The following is a 20,304-nucleotide window of genomic DNA, read 5'->3' as shown; positions in this document are numbered from 1 at the left end:
CCGCCAGAAAACCATCAACAGGAGACGACCATGGCTGTGCGGCAATCGGATGCGGAATGGCGCGGAAACCTCGTGCAGGGGTCGGGCACCATGCGGCTGGGCAGCGGCGCCTTCGAGGGGGCCTATTCCTTTCCCTCGCGCTTCGAGAACGGCCAGGGCACCAACCCCGAGGAGCTGATCGCGGCCGCGCACGCGGGATGCTTCTCCATGGCGCTGTCGGCCGGCCTGTCGAAGGCCGGGCACACGCCGACCCGCGTCCACACCACCGCGCGCGTGCATCTCGACAAGGTCGGCGAGGGCTTCGCCATCACCCGGATCGAGCTGGACTGCGAAGCCGAAATCCCCGGCATCGACGCGGCCACCTTCCAGCAGCAGGCGGAGGGCGCGAAGAAGAACTGCCCGGTGTCCAAGGCCCTCGCCGGCACCGAAATCTCACTGAACGCGCGTCTGGTGTAACTTGCTGCAAAATGCCCCCTCGCCCATTTCCGATGGGCGAGGCGGGTTTGCCCCAACCTGAAGCGGCGCGACGTTCAGCGCCGGAACATCCGCCGCCACCAGGGGCGGCGCAGGCGCTCCAGTTCGGAGGCCATGAGGCGGCACTGGTCGCGCATCGCCTCATAGGTGGCGACTTCCGCCTCCCGGTCGCGGCGCAGGCCGTCCAGCGTGCCGGACAGGCGCTCCACGCGCTTTTCAAACTCCTGGGCGCGCTGCCGCTCGCGGGCGGCGTCGGACTGGGCCGCATCGCGCTGGTGGTGGGCCTCGTCCAGACGCTCGTTGAAGGTCTGCTCGCGCGCCTCGGTGTCGGCGATGAGCTGCGCGACGAGGTCGCCGATCCGCTTGCGCTCGGCCTCGCGGTCGGCCTGCAGGCGGTCCAGGGCGACGGCGTGGGCGGCGCGCAGGGCGGCGATGTCGGCGGTGGCCTGGGACAGCCGCGCCTCGGCGTCCTGGACGGCGCCGGTCAGCTCCCGCTCGCGCTCCGCCGTCTCGGCGATCAGGCGCTCGACAAGCTCGTTGATGCGCTGGCGTTCGGTCTCGTGGCCGCCGTGAAGGCGCTCGACCTCCGCCGCGCGGGCGGCCTCGGCCTGCTCGATGGCCTCACGCCAGCGCTCGCGGTCGGCGGTGTGCTCGGCGGCGAGGCGCAGCCGCTCGGCCCGCTCGCTCTCCGCCGCGGCCTCGGCCTTGGCAAGCTGTTCGTTGAGGGTGGCGACCTGCTCCCCATAGACCTTCAGAAGCTGGGTCGTGCCGGTGGACGGGGTCTTGGCGCGGCTGCGGGAGACCGAGGGCGGGGGCACGGCCGACGCCACCGGACGACGCGACGTTTCCTCGCCATCGGAGATCGGAATCATCTCGGTCATCGCGGCGTCCCCTGCAAAGTCAGCTCCCAAGGCGGCCCCAAAGGCGGCCCCGGCGCGGCCAGCCTAGCCCCTCGCGCGCTGCGCGCACAGGAACCTTTCTAGCAGGAACAGTTTAGCGGGGGAACAGCGCGAAGGCCCGCAAACGGAAAAGCCCCCGTCCCGGACCGGAACGGGGGCTTTCGCGCGATCAGCAGGTTGCTTGCCGGCTTACTTGGCGGACACCGTGCCGGTCCAGCCGGGCGGGACGTCGTGCATGTCCGGCAGGCGGTGGGCGATGCCCTTGTGGCAGTCGATGCAGGTCCGCTCGCCCGTGAACAGGTAGGTTTCGTGCATCTTGACCGCGCGCGGGTTCTGGCGGGTGATGTCCATGGATTCCGCGCTGTGGCAGTTGCGGCATTCCAGGGAGTTGTTGGCCTTCAGCCGGTCCCACTCGTGCGTTGCCAGTTCCAGGCGCTTGTCCAGGAACTTCTCCCGCGTGTCGATGGTGCCGAAGATCTTGCCCCAGACCTCCTTGGAGGCCTGGATCTTGCGCCCGATCTTGTGCGTCCAGTCGTGCGGGACGTGGCAGTCCGGGCAGGTCGCCCGCACGCCGGAGCGGTTGGTGAAGTGGATGGTCTGCTTCAGCTCCTCGTACGGGTTGTTCCTCATCTCGTGGCAGGAGATGCAGAAGGCCTCCTTGTTGGTGACCTCCAGGGCGGTGTTGAAGCCGCCCCAGAACATCACGCCGGCCAGGAAGCCGCCCAGCGTCAGGAAGCCCAGGCTGAAATGGATGCTGGGCCGCGAGAAGACGCGCCAGCAGCGCCCCGCTAGGTTCAGAAGGCAGGAGATCATTTGGCGCCTTCCTTCCCGTTCACCAGCACGCTGTCGATGTCGCGGAAGCTGTTGCCGACGATCGGCTTGGCGTCGGTCTGCGGGACGTGGCACTGGATGCAGAAGTAGCGGCGCGGGCTGACCGCGCCCAGCGTCTGCCCGTCACGGTCCTGAAAATGCGTGACCGAGATCATCGGGGCCTGCGAGCCCTCGGTGTTCTTGCGGTCGTGGCAGGTCAGGCACTTGTTGATGTTCAGGTCGATCTGGTAATCGCGGATCGCGTGCGGGATCAGCGGCGGCTGGTCGGCGTAGTTGCGCACGCGCTTGACGTCGTCGGTCACCTCCTTGCCCATCGGCTCGGCCTGGGTGTCGAGCGTGATGGGGTGCGGCCCCGACGGGACCTTCATCGCATCGGCGGCGAACACGCCGGAGGCCAGCACGGGCATGGCGGCGGTAAACGCGAGGACAGCGAACGTGAAACGGGTCTTCATGGTCGGGTTCCTCACGCGACGACGGGGACGATCTTGACCGCGCACTTCTTGAAGTCGGTCTGCTTGCTGAGGGGGTCGGTGGCGTCCAGCGTCACCTTGTTGATGAGCACCGTGTGGTCGAAGAAGGGCACGAAGACGAGGCCCCGCGGCGGCTTGTTGCGGCCCCGCGTCTCGACCCGCACGCGCACCTCGCCGCGCCGGGACATCACGCGCACCTCCTGCCCGCGCCGGACGTTCAGGTCCTTGGCGTCGTCGGGATGCATGAAGACGACCGCGTTCGGGAAGGCCTTGCGCAGTTCCGGCACGCGCAGCGTCATGGAGCCGGAGTGCCAGTGCTCGATCACGCGCCCGGTGGACAGCCAGAAGGGGAATTCGGCGTCCGGCATCTCCGCCGGCGGCTCGTAGGGCAGCGCGAAGACGTTCGCCTTGCCGTCCTTGTTGCCGTAGAACTTCACGCCCTCGCCCGGCTTGACGTAGGGGTCGAAGCCTTCGCGGTAGCGCCACTTCGTTTCCTTGCCGTTCACCACCGGCCAGCGCAGGCCGCGCTCCTGGTGGTACATGTCGAACGGCGCCAGATCGTGGCCGTGGCCGCGGCCGAAGGCGGCGTATTCCTCGAAAAGGCCCTTCTGGACGTAGAAGCCGAAATACTGGGACTCGCGGTTCTCATAGGCCGCATCGCAGTCCGACAGCGGGAAGGCGTTGACGTTCCCGTTGCAGTACAGCACGTCGAACAGCGTCTTGCCGCGCACCTCGGGCTTCTTGGCGATCAGCTCTTCCGGCCACACCTCCTCGATCTTGAAGCGCTTGGAGAATTCCATGATCTGCCAGAGGTCCGACCGCGCCTCGCCCGGCGCATCGACCAGCTGGTGCCAGATCTGCGTGCGCCGCTCCGCGTTGCCGTAGCCGCCTTCCTTCTCCACCCACATGGCGGTCGGCAGGATCAGGTCGGCGGCCTGCGCCGTCACCGTCGGGTAGGCGTCCGACACGACGATGAAGTTCTCCGGGTTCCGGTAGCCCAGATAGGTCTCGTTCGCCGTGTTCGGGGCCGTCTGCATGTTGTTGTTGCACTGGACCCAATAGGCGTTGAGCTTCCCGTCCTTCAGCATCCGGTCCTGCTGCACGGCGTGATAGCCGACCTTGTCCGGGATCGTGCCTTCCGGCAGCTTCCAGATTTCCTCGGCGTGCTTGCGGTGTTCCGGGTTGGTCACCACCATGTCGGCGGGCAGGCGGTGGGAGAAGGTGCCGACCTCGCGCGCCGTGCCGCAGGCCGACGGCTGCCCGGTCAGCGAGAAGGGGCCGCAGCCCGGCTGGCTGATCTTCCCGGTCAGCAGGTGGATGTTGTAGACGAGGTTGTTCGCCCAGACGCCGCGGACGTGCTGGTTGAAGCCCATGGTCCACAGCGACATGACCTTGACCTTCGGGTCGGCGTACAGCTCCGCCAGCGCCTCCAGCCGGTTCTTCGGCACGCCCGACAGCTCGTGCGCCTTGTCCAGCGTGTAGGGCTCGACGAACTTCGCGAACTCCTCGAAGCTGATCGGGTCGGACTCGTTGGCCTTGGCGACGTTCTTGGCCTTCTGCTCCAGCGGGTGTTCCGGGCGCAGGCCATAGCCGATGTCGTCGCGGCCGCGCTTGAAGTTGCAGTGCTTCTCCACGAACTCCTTGTTCACCCGGCCGGTCTTGATGATGTGGTTCGCGATGTAGTTCAGGATCGCCAGATCCGAACCCGGCGTGAACACCATGCCGATGTCGGCCAGATCGAAGCTGCGGTGCTCGTAGGTGGACAGCACGGCGACCTTGGTGGCCGGGTTGCTCAGGCGACGGTCGGTGATGCGGGTCCACAGGATGGGGTGCATCTCCGCCATGTTGGAGCCCCAGAGCACGAAGGCGTCCGCCTGCTCCATGTCGTCGTAGCAGCCCATCGGCTCGTCCATGCCGAAGGTGCGCATGAAGCCGACCACCGCCGACGCCATGCAGTGGCGCGCGTTCGGGTCCAGGTTGTTGGAGCGCAGGCCCGCCTTCATGAACTTGGAGGCCGCGTAGCCTTCGAAGATCGTCCACTGGCCGGAACCGAACATGCCGACGGCGGTCGGACCCTTCTTCTTCAGGGTCTCCTTCCACTTCTCGGCCATGATGTCGAAGGCCTGGTCCCAGGTGATGGGCGTGAACTCGCCCTCCTTGTGGAACTTGCCGTCCTTCATGCGCAGCATCGGCTGCGTCAGGCGGTCCTGCCCGTACATGATCTTGGACAGGAAATAGCCCTTCACGCAGTTCAGGCCGCGGTTCACCTCCGCCTTCACGTCGCCGTGGGTGGCGACGATCCGCCCGTCCTTCACGCCCACCATCACGCCGCAGCCGGTGCCGCAGAAGCGGCAGGGCGCCTTTGACCATTTCAGCTTCACGTCGTCGCCGGCGGGCAGGACGCCGGCCTGGGCGGGCAGGCTGACGCCGGCCGCCGCCGCCGCGGTCACAGCGGCTTGAGCCTTCAGATAATCACGGCGGGTCAAGGACATGGAAGGTGCCTCCTGCGGGCGTTAGTGCTTGGACGGGACGGGCGCGGCCATCGGCCCGGCGCACTGGTCCGCGTCTTCGTAGTGGTGGTAGACGAGCGTCGTGGTGTGCACGCCGGCCATGGCGTTGATCGCCTCGATGCGGTCCAGAACCTCGGCCTCCGTCGCGGTCACCACCGTGACGACGGCCTTGCCGTTCTCCGCCGCGTGCCAGTCCATGCCGGCCAGCGCCAGAACGGCGTCCTTCAGCGCGGCCGTGCGGTCCGGCGCGTGCTGGATGACGAGGCTGGAGATGTGGATTTCCGGCTTACGGACTTGGGGCTTGAGGGGTTGGGCCATGACCGCCTCACATCCCCGGCGTGTGCGAGAAGACCTGATACATCCACACGGCCAAGCCGTAGGCCCCGACCACGCCGATGGCGAGGAACGGCCAGATCAGCACGGACAGGGCCAGGAACATCATCCCTTCGAAGCGTCGGGACGGAGCGGTGTCGTTGGCGGAGCGGGCGAACGGGGCGTTCATGGCGTTCCCATGGGATGGACGGCCCCAAAGGGCCGGTTTCGTCACGCCCGAGCTTCATACTTTCGTGCCAAGACCGAATTGACTTAGGTCAAGCCTTCGGTTGGCGCCGGGATTTGTCCCTCACCAGCCACTTTCGCGCAGAAGGACGCCAAGCGCGATGCGCCACAACCGTGCCAGAACGCTTTCGGCGGCTCCGTCCATCCGCACGATTCCGCGTGAAACCCGCGCGGGCGCTGGGGCGCCGCCCTCTGGACGCAGCAGAACGCGGTAGACCGGGGTCTCTGGCACCAAAGTCTCATTTCGCCCCATCCGCGTCGGCACCGTGCCGCCGTAGGTGGAGGCGACCGCCGGTTCCGTTAGAGTGCGACTGCTTGTCGCGGCAATGGCGACCACGCGGGCGGGGACCCAAGTGTCCTCCCCCGCGTCGGCCAGGAAGGCCCCCGGAGCCCCCACCGGCACGCGCGCCAAGTCCTCCTCCGGCACATAGGCTTCGATCAGGGCCGAGCGCGGCTCCACCAGCGTGGCGAGCCGCATCCCCTCCGGCAGCCATTCGCCGGGCGACAGCGGGTCGGCGGGATCGACGATCACCCCCGCGAAGGGGGCGGCGACCGTCAGCTTCTCCGCCTCCTGCGCCAGACCGCGCGCTTCCGCCTGGGCGGCTTCCAGCTCGCGCCAGCTTGCCTGGGTGCGCTCCAGCAGGTTGCGGTCGAGGCTCTGCACCTCCGTGCGCCAGCGGGCGACCTCGGCCTTGCGCTCCGCCTGATCGCGGTCGTGCAGCAGGTCGGGCGAGTCGAAGCGGAATAGCACCGCCCCCGCTTCAACCGCCATGCCCGCCGACACCCGCACCTCGGCCAGCTGGGCGCCGCGCGGCACGAAGATGGGGGCCTGCTGCTCGGCGCGAAGCACCGCCGGGGCGCTGACCGTCCCGCGCCAGGGCACCAGCAGCAGCCCGACGCCCAGCAGCGCCGCGCCCAGGGTCGCCGCCAGCCGGCGGTTCGGGCGGAACTTGGCACGGCCCTGGACCCAGGCCTTCAGCTCGTTCTGGATGGGGCGCAGGATGAACCAGCCGATCTCGACCATCATCAGGAACAGCCCCAGCAGCTTGAAGAACAGGTGGTAGACCAGCAGCGCGATGCCCAGGAACAGGAAGAACCGGTAGACCCAGGTGGCGTAGGCGTAGGCCAGCATGATCCGGCGCTTGCGCGTCGGCAGGACCTCCGGCAGAGGGTCGCCGAAGCCGAACAGCGCCTCCCGCAGCCGCCAGCGGGCCAGCGCGAAGGCGCGGTCCTGGAGGTTCGGCACGTCCAGCGCGTCGGACAGCAGGAAATAGCCGTCGAAGCGCATCAGCGGGTTCAGGTTCACCGCCAGCGTCAGCAGCCACGTCGAGCTGGCGAGCAGGAAGGCCACGCTGCGCGCCGGCCCGTCCGGCAGGAAGCTCCAGGCCAGCGTGGCGTAGGCCGCCAGGATCAGCTCCGTCGCCATGCCCGCCGCCCCGATGGCGAGCCGCTGGCGCCGCGACACCAGCTTCCAGGCGTCGGTCACGTCGGTGTAGGGCACCGGCCACAGAACCAGGAACACGATGCCCATGGAGGGCACCCGGCAGCCGTATCGGCGGGCCGTGTAGGCGTGGCCCAGCTCGTGCGCCAGCTTCGCCCCGCCCAGCACCAGCCCGGCGAGTGCGGCCCCCTCCAGCGTGAAGAAATGCGGAAAGGTGCCGAGGAAGGCGTCCCACTGCCGCAGCACCAGCGCCCCGCCGGTCAGTCCGGCGAGGATCGTCAGAACCAGAAAGGCCGGCGTGTAGAGCAGCGCGGCCAGCGGCATCGTCGCGCGCAGGAATCGGTCGGGCCGCACCAGCGGCACGCGGAAGGACAGGTAGGTGTGCAGCAGCCACGTCAGGAAGGGCGGGCGCGCCGCCTTCGCCTGCGTCTTCAACCGGCCGAGCGCCCCGTCCCCGAAGGCCTGCAACAGGCCGTGGCTCCACAGGAATCGCGCGAAGATCTCGACCTGCGACGGGCGCGCGGCCAGCGTGGTTTCCGCCGACACCGCCGCCGCGATGGCGTCGGTGGTGCCCAGATGCCAGCGCGCCAGCATCTCCAGCTCCGCCCAGCCGATTCGGAAGAAGCGGTTGCCGGAGGGGTCGTGCAGCGTCCAGGTCGGCGCCCCGCCCGGCGCGCGCGGTCCGGGGTGGAGGCTCAGCTCCTCCCGCAGCGGCGGCAGGCGCAACTCCACCGAAGCCGCCGCCGATGCCGCCGTACTCATAGGCCGAGCCGCTGGCGAAGCCCCGCGAGCGGCCGGCGCAGCAGCAGCTCGATCACCCGCCCGTCGCGCCCGTACAGCTTCGCCGTCCCCTTCAGCCCGATGCGCGGGGTTGGCAAGCCCTCCTCGAAGCCGGCCTTCAGCCGGTAGGCCAGCACGCCGTCGGGCGTCGGCTCCGCCTGATAGCCGGCGTAGGTCAGCCGCGCCGGCACGGGATTCTGCGGATCGACGTTCAGGAACAGCCGCAAGTCCGCACCCGGCTCCAGCGCGATGGCCTCGGCGACCGGCAGGCGGACCTCCAGTTCCGTATCCTGCGGGTCGGCGACGGTCAGGATGCGCTCCCCGATCTTCACGGGGCGGCCGATCCAGTCGTTCACATCGTCGAACACCGCCACACCGGCGCGCGGCGCGCGGATTTCCACGCGCGCCAGCAGGCTTTCGGTGTAGGCGACCTCCGCCGCCTGCTGTTCCATGCGGCCCTTCAGCACGGCGAGGTTGGCCTTGCTCTTCGGGTCGAACAGGGCCTGCTGGGCGGCCTGCCGGTGCTCGGCCTCCGCCACCTCATAGGCCTTGCGGGCCACCTCCAGGCGGTTCTGCAGCCGCACGCGGTCGAGCACCAGAAGCACCTGCCCCTCGCGCACCGCCTCGTTCGGCTGCACCTCGAACCGGTCCACCACCCCGTCGATGGGCGCGCGGACGACGGTCGGGTTGCGGGCGATCACCTCCGCCGGGGCCAGCGCCGACTGGTGCACCGGGAAGGCCAGCACCCCCGCCACCGCCGCGACCGCAAGCACCGCCGCCGCGCCCCGCGCCCGGCGCCGCGCGAAACCGGACCACCAGGACCGCGTCCCGCCCGCCAGCGCGTCCCAGGCGTGCCCGTAGGCGTCGGCGATGTAACCCAGCAGGTGCAGTTCCGGATCGGTCCAGGCCTCCTCCCGCGCCAGCACCAGCGCGCCGACCGGCGCCTGCCCAAGCCCGAACAGCGGCACCCAGACCGCGTTCGCCGGCAGCCACTCCGCCCAATCCCGGCTGAGCGACGGCGGCAGCGACAGGGCATCGAAGCGTCGGGGACCGCCGCCGTCTCCCTCCCCTGCCCCGTTCACCTGCGCCAGCACGCGCTCCAGCCACACGGCGAAGGGCGCGCGCCGGTCGAGCATCGGCACGCCGGACAGCGCCACCAGACGCCCACCGCCGGCTCCGTCACACCGCCACAGCGCGGCCTGCCGGTAGCGGACCAGCCCCAGCGTCTCGTTGACCGCCAGGAAGCCGAACTCCTCCACCGTCGCGGCGCGGCGGGCGCGCCGTTCCAGTTGCAGCAGCCCGGTCAGCGCGACGATCTGGCGGCCGAGATCCGCGTTGATCGCCGCGCCCTGTATGTCCAAGCTCGTCATGCGACGGACACCTGCCTCTTCCCGATCCCTGAGGACGCAGGACATAGGGCGCGACCGCTGAACAGGCCGCTAACGGTCCCGCCCACGTCCGGAGACCATTTTGGGACGAAAGCCGCCCTCCCCATCATCCGGCGAGCAGCATCTGGATGTTCCGCAGCAGCGCCTCGCTCTCGGCCAGCAGGCCGCTCGGGGCGGAGGCGCCCACCTGCCGGCTGAAGGCGAGCTTGCCGACCGGCGCCTTGGCGGGTTCCGGTTCCAGCCCGGCGCGGCGGCCGGGGACGTCCGGCTGAGCCTCCGGCGCGGGGGCCCCGTCGTTGGCGGGCGCATCGTTGGCGGGCGCGTCGTTCGCCGGAGCCCGGTTGTCCGCGGGCGCGTTGGCGCCGTTGGCCGGCCTCGGCGCCGGCTCCGCCGCCGCTTTGTCGGAGGCGTTGTTGCCGATGTTGACGCGGAACTCGGTCGTCGCCTGCGCGCCCTGGTCGTCGCGGGCGATGACCTTGATGTTGAAGGTCGCCTTCATCTCCGACGGCGGGTTGCCGTTGAAGGTGCCGTTCGCCGTGTCGAACTTCAGCCAGGCCGGCAGCGGGGAGCCGTCGGACAGGGTCGCCTGGAGCGAGATGCGCGCGTTGGGGTTGGAGGTCTGGAACGTCCCCGCCGGCACGGAGATCAGGTTCGGCTCGCCGGGCGTGACCACCCGGTCGCCGACCGAACCGACCGTGATGAGGCTCGCCGTGCTGCCATCGTCGGCGCCCGAAACCACCGTCACCTGCGGAGGCAGGGTGCCGACGCCCCGGAAAGACGCGCTCGGCGCGAGGGCCGGGCTGGCGGACGGCGCCGTGGCCGCGTCGCGGCTGGCCGCCGCCTGGGGCGCGACGGTCGCCGTCGTGCTCCGCGCCGCCGTGTCCGCGGTCGTGGTGTAGGCGGCGGGAACCGCGTAGGACGGCGCGCTCGGCGCCAGGGCGAAGACCGCCTGGGAGATCGGCGTCGGCGCTGGCTCCGCCGCGCTCGCCACCGCCGTCGGAGACTTCGCGGTCTCCACCGCCGAGAGCAGCACGGGCGTCGTCGTGGTCGTGGCGGCTGGCGCGGTCACGGTGGAGGCAGCCGGTGCCGGCTCGACCGGCGCCGGGGCCGGCGGAGTCACGACCGGAGCAACCACCGGCGCCACCGTGACCGCCGGCTCCACGACCGGCGTGGCCGCCGGGGTCGGGGTGGGCGTCGTGGTTGTCGTGGTCGTGGGCGTGGGCGTGGGCGTCGTGGTGGTGGTCGCCGGCTGGGTCGTGACGGTCGGCGCCTCGTCCGCACCCACCAGGGTGATGGTCAGCGCCTGCGTTGCCGTGCCGCCCTTCCCGTCGGCGGCGGTCACCGTGAAGGCGTCCTGCGGGCGGGCGCCGCCGGACAGCGCGTCGATGGCGGCGCTGTCCGGCGTGAAGGTGAAGGCTCCGGTGGCGGTGTTCACGGTCAGGGTGCCGTAGGCACCGGCCTTTGTGACCACATTGCCCTGCCCCGTGCCGCCCTGGATCCCGAAGCTCACCGCCTCGCCGTCCCGGTCGCCCGCCGTCAGCGTGCCGGTGAAGGCGGCGAAGCGGTCCGTCGTCGAGGTGTCGGTGTAGGTCTGGGCGGCCGGCGCGCTGGTGAAGGCCGGCGCGTCGTTGGCCCCGGTGATGGTGAAGGCGATCTCCTTGGCCGTGCCGTCCAGCGCGGTGACCGTGAAGCGCTCGGTCTTCGTCTGGCCCACGCCGAGATGCTGCACGGCCGCGTTGTCCACCGCGTAGCGGTAGCTGCCGTCCGCCTTCAGCGTCAGGCTGCCCAGGTTTCCGTTCGCCGCGACGACCGTCGTCCGGAACGACGCCTCGTTCCGGTCGGGGTCGCTGATCGCCAGCGTGCCGGTGGCGGTCAGCTTGCCGTCGGCATCGACCGACACGTCCTCGACCACCGCGTTGTTCGCCGGGCTGCCGATCACCGCGGCGTCGTTGGCGCCCTGGATGGTGACGGTGTAGCGCGCGGGCGTGGCCGCAACGCCGTCGGAGACCTCATAGGCCACCGTCATCGTCACCGACTGGCCGGCGGGCAGGCTGTCGAACACGGCCGGGTCGATGGTCAGCGTCGAGCCGGACAGCGTGTAGGCGCCCGTCGGCAGGGTGACGGCGGCGTTGCCCTGATCGACCGCGGTGACCGTCAGGTTCCGCACCGACAGGGCGTCGCCCTCCACGTCTGTGGCCCCGGCCAGCAGGTTCTGGCTGAAGGCCGCGTCGTCCTCGCTCCTGGTGACGTTTGCGATGCTGCCGGGCACCGGGGCATCGTTCACCGCCGCGACGGCGAAGCTCTGCGTGGCCGGAACCGACCCGCCCTGCCCGTCCGTGACGCGGTAGGACAGGCTGACCGTGCCGAAGAAGTCCCTGGCCGGCGTGAAGGTCCAGGTGCCGTCGCCGTTGTCGGTCAGCGTCCCGTTCGTCACGGTCAGGCCGGACACCGACAGGGTGTCGCTGTCCGCGTCCGTATAGCCCTGAAGCAGGTCGGCTGCCCGGATCGTGTAGGCCGTGTCCTCGGTCCCGCCGGTCAGCGTCGCCTTGGTGCCGGTCAGCACGGGCGCGTCGTTGGCGCCGGTGACGGTCACGACGATGTCGCGGCTGGCCGTGCCGTCGAGCGAGGTGACGGTCAACTTGTCGGTCACCTGTTCGCCGGCCTTGAGCGCCTGCACGTTGGCTTGGCTGTTGGTCAGCGTGTAACCCCACACGCCGGTGTCGGCGTTGAAGGCGAAGGTGCCGTAGGTGCCGGCCAGCGACGCAGGCGTGCGGAACTTGGCCTCGCCGCTGTCCACGTCCGCCACCGCCAGCGTGCCGCCGGTGGTCAGCGTGCCGTCTTCGGTCACGGTGCCGGTGGCACCGCCGGAGATCGTCGCGGGGTCGTTCACCGGAGCGAGCGTGACGCTCTGCGTCGCGTTGACGGTGCCGCCTTGGCCGTCCACCACCGAGTAGGCCAGCGAGACGGACCCGTTGTAGTCGGCCGCCGGCGTGAAGGTCCAGGTGCCGTCGCCGTTGTTCCGCAACGTGCCGTTGGTGGCGGTCAGATTGGAAACCGACAGCGTGTCGNTTGGCCTGGCTGTTGGCCAGCGTGTAGCCCCACACGCCGGTGTCGGCGTTGAAGGCGAAGGTGCCGTAGGTGCCGGCCAGCGACGCCGGGGTCCGGAACTTGGCCTCGCCGCTGTCCACGTCCGCCACCGCCAGCGTGCCGCCGGTGGTCAGCGTGCCGTCTTCGGTCACCGTGCCGGTGGCACCGCCGGTGATCGTCGCGGGATCGTTCACCGGGGCGAGCGTGAAGCTCTGCGTCGCGCTGACGGAACCACCCTTGCCGTCCACCACCGAGTAGGCCAGCGAGACGGACCCGTTGTAATCGGCCGTCGGCGTGAAGGTCCAGGTGCCGTCGTTGTTGTTCCGCAGCGTCCCATTGTTCGCCGTCAGGCCGGACACCGACAGGGTGTCGCTGTCCGCGTCCGTATAGCCCTGAAGCAGGTCGGCCGCCCGGATCGTGTAGGCCGTGTCCTCCGTGCCGCCGGTCAGAGTCGACTTGGTGCCGGTCAGCGCCGGGGCGCGGTTCGCCACGGTGTTGGTGACGCTCACCGTCACGGTCGCCGCCGTCGCCGTGCTGTTGCCGGCCTGATCCACCGCCGTGAAGGCGAAGGTCCGGTCGCCGGTGGCCGGCGTGGTGGCGGTGTTCTGGTATTGCAGGGTCCGGATGACCGTCTGCGCCTCGGCGGCGGTCATCGCGGTCCAGTCGGACTTCTGGATCGTGAACACGCCGTTCGCATAGCCGATCATGACGCGCACGGTGCCCACGGCCACGTCGGTCAGCCCCGCCGCATTGGATCCGTCCGCCTTCACCGACGTGCTGCCGACCAGCAGCGTCTCATTCGCTCCGTCCAGAAGGCCGCCCACGGCGATCCGGATGACGCTGACCCGGTCCGATGCCTCGGTCAGCGTCGCCGGCAGGCTGTCGTCGTCCAGGCTGACGGCGGCGCCCTGCCCGCTGGTAACCGTGCGGTTGAGCGTCTGGGCGTCCGTCGGGGCGAAGTCGATGACCGGCGCCGTCGTGTCGACGGCCGGCGTGGCGTTGGTCACGGTGGCGTTGAAGGTGGCCGCCGGGTTGCCCACGGCGTCCTGCACCTTGTTCGTGGCGGTGTAGGACAGGGTGACCGTCTCGGTGCTCGCCACCGCCCGGTTGAGCTGGAGCGTGACCGTGTTGTTCACCGTGTTGACGGCGACGCCCTTGACCGACAGCGGGCTGCCGGCGGCGCTGGTGGCGATGGCGTAGTCCGCGATGGCCGGGGAGACGGCGCCCAGAGTCTCGTCGTAGGTCAGCACCAGCACGCTGCCGTTGACGACCGCCCCGCCCGTGGCGGCGAGCAGCGGCGCGCGGTTGTCCAGCGTGTAATTCTCTGCGACGGCGGGGGTCACGTTGGTCAGCGCGTTGTGCGCGGTCGCCGTGTCGGTGATGCCGTGGTTGGCGGACACGAGCCCGAGCGCCACGTCGCCGTTGCTGCTGGCGATGGCGGTTCCGCCGACCGTCACGTCGAAGGCGCCGGGGACGCCGCTCACCGCGCTGACCGCAACGGTCGCCCCCGCGCCGACCGTCTGGCCGTTCAGCGTCACCACGAAGTCGCCGGCATCGACGCCCTGCACGGCCTCGCTGAAGGTCACGCGGAAGGTCAGGCTGTCGGCGTTGGTCCGCTGCGCCGCGTTGGCCGCGCGCAGGATGCTGACCACGGTCGGCGCCACGGTGTCCGCCGGCCCGGTGGAGTTGGTGAAGGGCAGGACGTTGGACAGCAGGTTCGCGTTGCCGGCGATGTCCTGCGCGGTGTTCGCCGGCAGCCAGACGGCGGTGGAGCCGGCGACCGTCGGCGTCAGCGTGAAGGTCCAGGTCTTGCCGCCGTCGCTGGAGGCGAGGTTCGTGACCGTCGCCCCGTTGGAGGTGGCGAAGTCCGACGCGGTCAGCCCGGTGACCGTCTCGTTGAAGGCGGCGGTCACGGTGACCGGGCCGGTGATGGTGCTGCCGGCCGCGGACAGGACGGCGCTGGGCGGCGTCTTGTCGTGGACGAAGCGCGCCGTGTCCACGAAGGGCGTGCCGCTCTGCTCGTAGACCGCGCTGACCGTGATCTCCCCGTCGTTGAACCGCCGGATGTCCGGCACGGAGAAGGTCCACACGCCGCCCGTCACGGTGGCCGTGTCGGTGATGGTGTTGGCGATGCGGTCGGAGATGGTCACCGTCACCCGGGTGCCGTCCGGCACGTTGGTCACGGTGCCGGAGATGACGACCGTCCGGTCCTCCGCCAGGGAGATGATGCCGTCGGCGGTCCCGGAAATGGCGGTGATGGCGACGACCGGGGCGGCCGGATCGATGGTCAGCGGCTGGGTGGTCGTGACCGTGTTGCCCGCCGCGTCGGTGCCGCTCGCCGTCACCTTCACCGTGCCGCTGAAGCCGCCGGACGGGGTGGCCCCGGCCGTGGCCGTGTTGATGCTCCAGAAGCCGCCGGCCCCGACCGTGGTCTGGTAGGTGACGTCGTTGGCGGTGGTCGGGTCGTTGTCCGGGTCCACCGTGATGGTCACCACCGCGTTCTGCGGCAGGTCCGTCGTGCCGGTGATCACCGGCTTCGCCGCCGGCGTCCTGGTGCCGGAGGTGAAGGCGATCAGCGGCGCCACGTCGTCGATGGTCACGGCCTTGCTGGCCGTCGCCGTGTTGCCGGCGGCATCCATCGCCGCAGCCGTCAGCGTGTAGGTCCCGGCCGTCAGCGCGCTCGCGGCGGTGCGGTCGACGCTCCAGTTGCCACTGCCGTCGGCCACCACGACGACCCTGAAGACCTGGGCGGAGGCGGCGTCGGTCAGCGTGACCGTCACGCGGCTGCCGGGCTCCGCCGTGCCGGAGAAGGTGGGCCGGGTGTCGCTGGTGATGAAGTCGCCGGGCGTGCCCGTGTCGTTGGTCATGCCGGTGATGGCGACCGCCGGGGCCGTCGTGTCGATGATGACGGTCTGCGTCGCGGTCGCCGTGTTGCCGCCCGTGTCGGTCGCGGCCGCCGTCAGGCCGTAGGTGCCGCCGCCCAGCGCCGCCGCGGCGCTGCGGTCCACCGTCCACACGCCCTGGGCGCTGGCCTGGACGGAGGTCTGGAAGACCTGCTGCGACGTGCCGGAGTTGGTCAGGGTGACCAGCACCGTCGCGTTGGCCGCCGCGGTCCCGGTGAAGACCAGCGTGGCGTCGTTGGTGCGGAAGTCGCTGGGCGAGGTGCCGTTGTCATCGCTGATCGCGGTGACGGCGGCGGCGTTGGCCGTCGTCGTGTTGCCCGCCGCATCCGTGCCGGACACGGTGATCGACGCCCCGGCGGGGATGCCGGTGTCCGGCAGCGTGCCGCTGGAGGGCGTCGCCGTTGCGGTGTTGACGCTCCAGCCACCGTTGGCGCCGACCACCGCGAGGTAGCTGATCGTGTTGCCGTCCCGGTTGGGATCGACCGTGACGGTCAGCACCGCGCCGGAGGACAGGCCGGTGACGGTGCCCCCGATGGTCGGCCGGCTGTTGCCCACCGACGCGGCCGAGGTGACCGCGAACACCGGCGGCGTCTTGTCGTACAGGACCGAGGCGGTGGCCTGCTGGCTGCCCAGCGCCGCCGTGACGGTCAGCGGCCCATCGTTCAGCGTGGACAGGTTCAGCCCGCTGGTGAACCACTTGCCGCTGGCCGCCACGGTCGCGTTGCCGGTGACGCTGTGCGTCCCGTCCGACACGGTGACGGCCACCACCTGGTTGATGGCGTTGCTGGCCGTGCCGGTGATGACCACCGACTGCCCCTCGGCCTTGGACAGGTTGCCGTCCCCGATGGGGCTGGTGATGCTGACCGACTGGCCGACGCCGTTGGACAAAGCCAGGACGGGCAGCGCCACGGCCTCGGCCGTCGCGCTGTTTGTCGTTGTGCTGACCGTCACCGTCAGCGTTCCGTTCTGGAAGCCTTGCACCTCGCCGCTGGACAAAGTGGTCGACCAGCCGTTTGTCGACGTGGCGTCCAGGTTCGACCTGGTGATGGTAAGGGCTTGGCCCGTGGTCGACAGGCCGGCGATCGTCACCGTCACCTTGCCGGAGGTCGTGCTGTTCTTGCCACTGTCCCAGGTTCCGCCGATGGTGATCGGCCCGGCGGCCTCTGGCGTCGTGATGATGTTGTCGCCGGCGATCGTGTTGATCGTCACGGCCGGCTGCTTGAAGCTGGCGTTGGACGCAACGGTGGAGGACGCCGTCGCGTTCGCCGGGGCGTTGCCGGCCACATCGGTGGCGGTGCTCGACGCCGTGATCGTCACGGCGCCGGACGGCAGGCCCAGACCCGTCACCGACCATGCGCCGTTGGTCACCGTGGCGGTCTTGTTGACCGTGGTGGTGCCGGACACAAGGGTCAGGTTGATCACGCTGCCATCGGGAAGATCCGCCGCGCCGGAGAGAATTTGGTCCGAACTGGCGTTGCTGAACTGCGTCGGGGCGTTGATCTTGATGATAGGCGGCGTCTTGTCGTGGGTCAGCACCGTGGTCGCGCTGGCCGTGGAGGACTGCGCGGTGACGGTCAGGGTGCCGTCTTTAAGACCGCTCAGCGCCTGCGTGCTGGAGAAGGTGACTGTCCAGGTGCCGTCCGACGCCACGGTGCCGCTGGCCGTCTTCGTCGTGGTGCCGTCGGTCACCGTGACCGTGATGGGTTGGTTGGCGAGGTTCCTGGACGTGCCCGTCATGGTGACGGAGGCGTCCTCCGTCCCGTTGAGGATGTAGTCCCCGGCCAGCCCCGTCCCGCCGATCGCTCCGCCGATGGTGGAGATCGTCACCGCCTTCACGGTGATCGTCATGTCCTGCGTGGCGCTGACCGTCTGGCCGTTGGGGTCGGTCCCCTTGACCAGCACGCCGACCGCGCCGTTCAGCCCGTCGGTCGGCAGGGCGCCCGCGATGGGCGTGGCGGTCGCCGTGTCCAGCGTCCAGGCCCCGTTCGCGCCGACGATGACCGCGTAGGTCACCGCGTCGGACAGGTTGCCGTCGTTGTTCGGATCCAGCCGCAGGGTGAGGACCGAGCCCTGGGCCAGCGTCGTCGTGCCGCTGATCGTCGGCTTGGTGATCGACTGCGCGGCGCTGCTGCCGATGCCGACGCTGTTGCCGGTCAGGACGGCCACTTCGTTCGCCGTGACGTCGGTGGCGACGCCCACGCCGGTGCGGGTCGTCTTGGCGACCACTTCGTACTGCTGGCCGGCGGTCAGGGCGCTGCCGTTGGGCACGGCCAGCGACCATGTCTTGCCGCTGATGACCAAAGCGCTCGTCAGGTCCACGCCACCGACCGTGACGGACAGCGCGTCCGTTCCCCCATTGCTTCCGCCCCAGGTGCCGGTGATCGTCGGGGTCGTGCTGATGGTGGACAGCGCGTCCACCGTGGGCTTGGTGATGGCGGTGAAGGGGGTGCTGTTGCCGGCGGCGTCGGTTCCCGTGGCCGTCACGGTGGCGGTGCGCGTCAGCCCGGCGGTGCCGAGCGTGCCGGAGGTCGGCGCCAGAGTCGCGGTGTCCACGCTCCAGCTCCCGCCCGCCTTGACCGTGGCCGTGTAGGTCACCGCGTCGGTCAGCACGCCGTCGCCGTTGGGGTCGATCTGGACGGCGATGGTGGAGCCCGCCGGCAGGTCGGTGGTGCCGGTGATGGTCGGGCGACCGGCGGTCAGCACCGGATCGACCGCGACCACCGGCGGCGTCTTGTCGTGCAGCACGTTGCCGGTGCCGATGGTCGAGCCGGTCACCTTCGACCCGCTGGAATCGCCGGTGGTCCACAGCTCCGCCGTGACGGTCAGCGTCCCGTCGCCGAGCGCGCGCAGGTTGGCCGAATTCACGGTCCAGTGCCCGGTGTTGTCCACCTGGACGTAGAAGGGGCTGACCGTCCCGCCGGACGCCGGGCCGGCGACCGTGACCTTCACCCAGTCGCCCGCGCTCACGTTGGTCGACACGCTTCCGTGCAGGGTGACGGCGGTGTCCTCCGTCAGCGACAGGTTGCCGTCGCCGATCTGCGCGTCGACGCTGACCGACTTGGCCGGCGACAGCGGGTTGGAGGGCGTCATCGGCTGGGTGATGGCGCCCAGCTGCGCGAAGGTCGCGTTCTTGTCGTAGCTGCTGCCGACGCCGCCCAGATCGCCGTTCAGCGGCCCCGGCTGCGTCTCCGTCATCAGCACGTAGGAGACGGTGGTGTCCTTGGTGAAGCCGGCGATGCCGGTGGTGCCGCGCGGTCCGACCACCCCGTTGCGGTCGGTGACGGAGGGCGTCGCCAGCACCTTGGCGATGTCGGCCATGGGGATCTTGAAGCTGACGAAGACGTCCGTCTTGCCGTCGCCGCCGAGGTCCGAAACGCCGCTCCACTGCGGATCGGTCGCGGCGCTGACCGCGACGACCGAGTAGTTGGAGGCGGTGAAGGAATAGACGCCGTTGTTCGCCAGCCAGCCCACCGGCAGGGAATTGGTGGAGGTGGTGTTGGGCGAGTTGTTCAGGTCCGTGCCCGGATCGAAGATGCGGACGGCCTGCCCGTTGTTGCGACCGTCCACCGCCAGGAACAGGTCGATGCGGCCGTCCTGGTTGGCGTCCATGCCGACCACCGCCACGCCGCCGAAATAGCTGGAGCTGGTCGGGTTGTCGATGCGGATGCGGAAGGCCAGGCTGTCGTCGGCCGTGTTGTTCGGCGTGCCGTTGTCGTCGTAGGCGCTGTAGAGCACCGCGTGGTTCGCGTCGCCGATCAGGTCGGTGTCGGCGGCCTTGGCCTGGGTGTCGTTGTTCGGGTCGAAGACCGTGCCCTGCATCACCGGGGTCCAGCCGGTGGCCCCCGGCAGGATGTTGGTCAGCACGCCCTGGAATTCGGCCTGCCCTTCCGCGCTGACGGCGACGGAGGACTCGATGGTGCCGGTGTGCGCCTCCAGCACCCAGTTGCCGCCGCGCGCGGCGCTGCCGGTGGAGTCCACCGACGCGGCCACGTCGGCCCCGGTGGTGGCGGCGAGGCGGTTGACGAAGGCGATGCCGTCCTCGCCCTTCGCCACGTCGCAGCCGTAGACCAGGATGTCGGCGCCGGGGGCGAGCGAGGCCTTGATGCTGTCCAGCTCGGCGGCGTGGCTGGACAGGGTGTCGCTGGTGATCGCGGCGTTGCCCAGCGTGATCTGCCCCTCCGCGCCGTGCGACAGGATGTGCACGGCGGTGACGCCCTGCTGGCCCTTCAGCGCGTCGGCGATCTGGGCCAGCCCGTCGCGGCTACCGTCGAGCACCACGACCTGGGTCGTCGGCGGCAGGCCCTGGAGCAGCTTGTCATACTGCGGCACCGCCCCGTCCACGAAGACGACCTCGTGCGGTGCCGGGGCCGGCGCCGCTTGGGCCGTTGCAGGCTGAGCGGCAGCGGGAGCCTCCGCCGCGGGCGGCTGGGCGGCGAGGCCGGCGAGGAGTTGCTGGTCGACCGCGTGCGCGTCGGGCGCCGCCGTCGCCACGGCGTGATCGTCGGCGTGCGCCACCTCCACGGCGGTCGCCACGCCGGCGGCATCGAACAGGAAGCGCGGCTCCAGCGCGATGGCCGTGGGCGCCATTGCCGTGGGCGCCATTGCCGTGGCGTTGTCCATCACCACCGGCGTGCCGGTCTTCGCGCCGCGCCGAGCACCCGTCCGCTTCATGATCCCCATGCCCCGATCCCCTGCCCTGCCCGCGTTTCCGGGCTGATTTTCATCCGTCCCGCCCACATCTGGAGCGAGCACAACCCTTCAGAAGCCAAGCTCTTTCCGAGCTCTTAACTGTAGCTTTCACAACCTTTGCGAAATGTACGACTCTCGCGGAAATTTTATCTTCAAGCCCCGCTCTACAACCGCGCACAAATTCGCAAGAATGCTTTCATTGATCGCCACGACGTTGCACATGACGGATCATTTACCTTTCATTTACCAACTAAAAATTTGTCCCTACTGACAG

At 70.0% G+C, this 20,304-nt stretch carries 10 protein-coding genes and 1 pseudogene; 1 reads left to right on the top strand and 10 read right to left on the bottom strand.

What is annotated here, in order from left to right; translation table 11 throughout:
* Positions 1-30 precede the first annotated feature (30 nt).
* On the top strand, positions 31-456 hold the full coding sequence (locus ACSVC7_RS25955) for an OsmC family protein (protein ID WP_448208315.1): 426 nt from the start codon (positions 31-33) through the stop codon (positions 454-456).
* Positions 457-530: 74 nt separating this feature from the next.
* Here the strand turns inward: ACSVC7_RS25955 and ACSVC7_RS25950 are convergent, their stop codons facing one another.
* The 10 genes and pseudogenes from ACSVC7_RS25950 to ACSVC7_RS25905 all read right to left on the bottom strand — a co-directional run.
* Positions 531-1,355 carry a coiled-coil domain-containing protein gene (locus ACSVC7_RS25950; protein WP_448208316.1) on the bottom strand — a complete coding sequence of 275 codons (825 nt, stop codon included), beginning with the start codon at positions 1,353-1,355 and terminating at the stop codon, positions 531-533.
* Between the two features lie 207 nt (positions 1,356-1,562).
* Positions 1,563-2,186 carry a NapC/NirT family cytochrome c gene (locus tag ACSVC7_RS25945; protein ID WP_448208317.1) on the bottom strand — a complete coding sequence of 208 codons (624 nt, stop codon included), beginning with the start codon at positions 2,184-2,186 and terminating at the stop codon, positions 1,563-1,565.
* Positions 2,183-2,656 carry a nitrate reductase cytochrome c-type subunit gene (locus tag ACSVC7_RS25940; protein ID WP_448208318.1) on the bottom strand — a complete coding sequence of 158 codons (474 nt, stop codon included), beginning with the start codon at positions 2,654-2,656 and terminating at the stop codon, positions 2,183-2,185. The genes ACSVC7_RS25945 and ACSVC7_RS25940 overlap by 4 nt, the downstream gene beginning before the upstream one ends.
* An 11-nt stretch (positions 2,657-2,667) precedes the next feature.
* The gene (napA, locus tag ACSVC7_RS25935) at positions 2,668-5,166 is read right to left on the bottom strand and encodes a nitrate reductase catalytic subunit NapA (protein ID WP_448208319.1); all 2,499 of its coding nucleotides are present in this window, start codon (positions 5,164-5,166) and stop codon (positions 2,668-2,670) included.
* A 21-nt stretch (positions 5,167-5,187) separates the two neighbouring features.
* Entirely contained in the window at positions 5,188-5,502 is a 315-nt protein-coding gene (locus ACSVC7_RS25930) for a chaperone NapD (RefSeq protein ID WP_448208320.1), read from the bottom strand.
* Positions 5,503-5,509: 7 nt separating this feature from the next.
* Positions 5,510-5,686 (bottom strand): periplasmic nitrate reductase, NapE protein, encoded by a 177-nt coding sequence (locus ACSVC7_RS25925; RefSeq protein WP_448208321.1) that lies wholly within the window; start codon positions 5,684-5,686, stop codon positions 5,510-5,512.
* 120 nt (positions 5,687-5,806) lie between these two features.
* The gene (locus ACSVC7_RS25920) at positions 5,807-7,945 is read right to left on the bottom strand and encodes a site-2 protease family protein (RefSeq protein WP_448208322.1); all 2,139 of its coding nucleotides are present in this window, start codon (positions 7,943-7,945) and stop codon (positions 5,807-5,809) included.
* Complete coding sequence (locus tag ACSVC7_RS25915) at positions 7,942-9,333, bottom strand: efflux RND transporter periplasmic adaptor subunit (protein WP_448208323.1); 1,392 nt, start codon at positions 9,331-9,333, stop codon at positions 7,942-7,944. The genes ACSVC7_RS25920 and ACSVC7_RS25915 overlap by 4 nt, the downstream gene beginning before the upstream one ends.
* 124 nt (positions 9,334-9,457) lie before the next feature.
* A complete protein-coding gene (locus ACSVC7_RS25910) occupies positions 9,458-12,376 on the bottom strand; it encodes a VCBS domain-containing protein (RefSeq protein WP_483508820.1) in 2,919 nt (972 codons plus the stop codon).
* A gap of 55 nt (positions 12,377-12,431) precedes the next feature.
* Positions 12,432-19,928: pseudogene (locus ACSVC7_RS25905) on the bottom strand (DUF4347 domain-containing protein); the annotation flags it as partial.
* Between the last annotated feature and the right edge of the window lie 376 nt (positions 19,929-20,304).

Source organism: Azospirillum mesophilum (genome assembly GCF_053470405.2).
This window is presented reverse-complemented; position numbering and strand designations above follow the sequence as displayed.

Bases quoted from the DNA above. Each gene is read 5' to 3' on its own strand.
- napA (WP_448208319.1), bottom strand. From the start codon at position 5,166: ATGTCCTTGACCCGCCGTGATTATCTGAAGGCTCAAGCCGCTGTGACC.
- ACSVC7_RS25915 (WP_448208323.1), bottom strand. From the start codon at position 9,333: ATGACGAGCTTGGACATACAGGGCGCGGCGATCAACGCGGATCTCGGC.
- ACSVC7_RS25925 (WP_448208321.1), bottom strand. From the start codon at position 5,686: ATGAACGCCCCGTTCGCCCGCTCCGCCAACGACACCGCTCCGTCCCGA.
- ACSVC7_RS25945 (WP_448208317.1), bottom strand. From the start codon at position 2,186: ATGATCTCCTGCCTTCTGAACCTAGCGGGGCGCTGCTGGCGCGTCTTC.
- ACSVC7_RS25950 (WP_448208316.1), bottom strand. From the start codon at position 1,355: ATGACCGAGATGATTCCGATCTCCGATGGCGAGGAAACGTCGCGTCGT.
- ACSVC7_RS25940 (WP_448208318.1), bottom strand. From the start codon at position 2,656: ATGAAGACCCGTTTCACGTTCGCTGTCCTCGCGTTTACCGCCGCCATG.
- ACSVC7_RS25920 (WP_448208322.1), bottom strand. From the start codon at position 7,945: ATGAGTACGGCGGCATCGGCGGCGGCTTCGGTGGAGTTGCGCCTGCCG.
- ACSVC7_RS25930 (WP_448208320.1), bottom strand. From the start codon at position 5,502: ATGGCCCAACCCCTCAAGCCCCAAGTCCGTAAGCCGGAAATCCACATC.
- ACSVC7_RS25955 (WP_448208315.1), top strand. From the start codon at position 31: ATGGCTGTGCGGCAATCGGATGCGGAATGGCGCGGAAACCTCGTGCAG.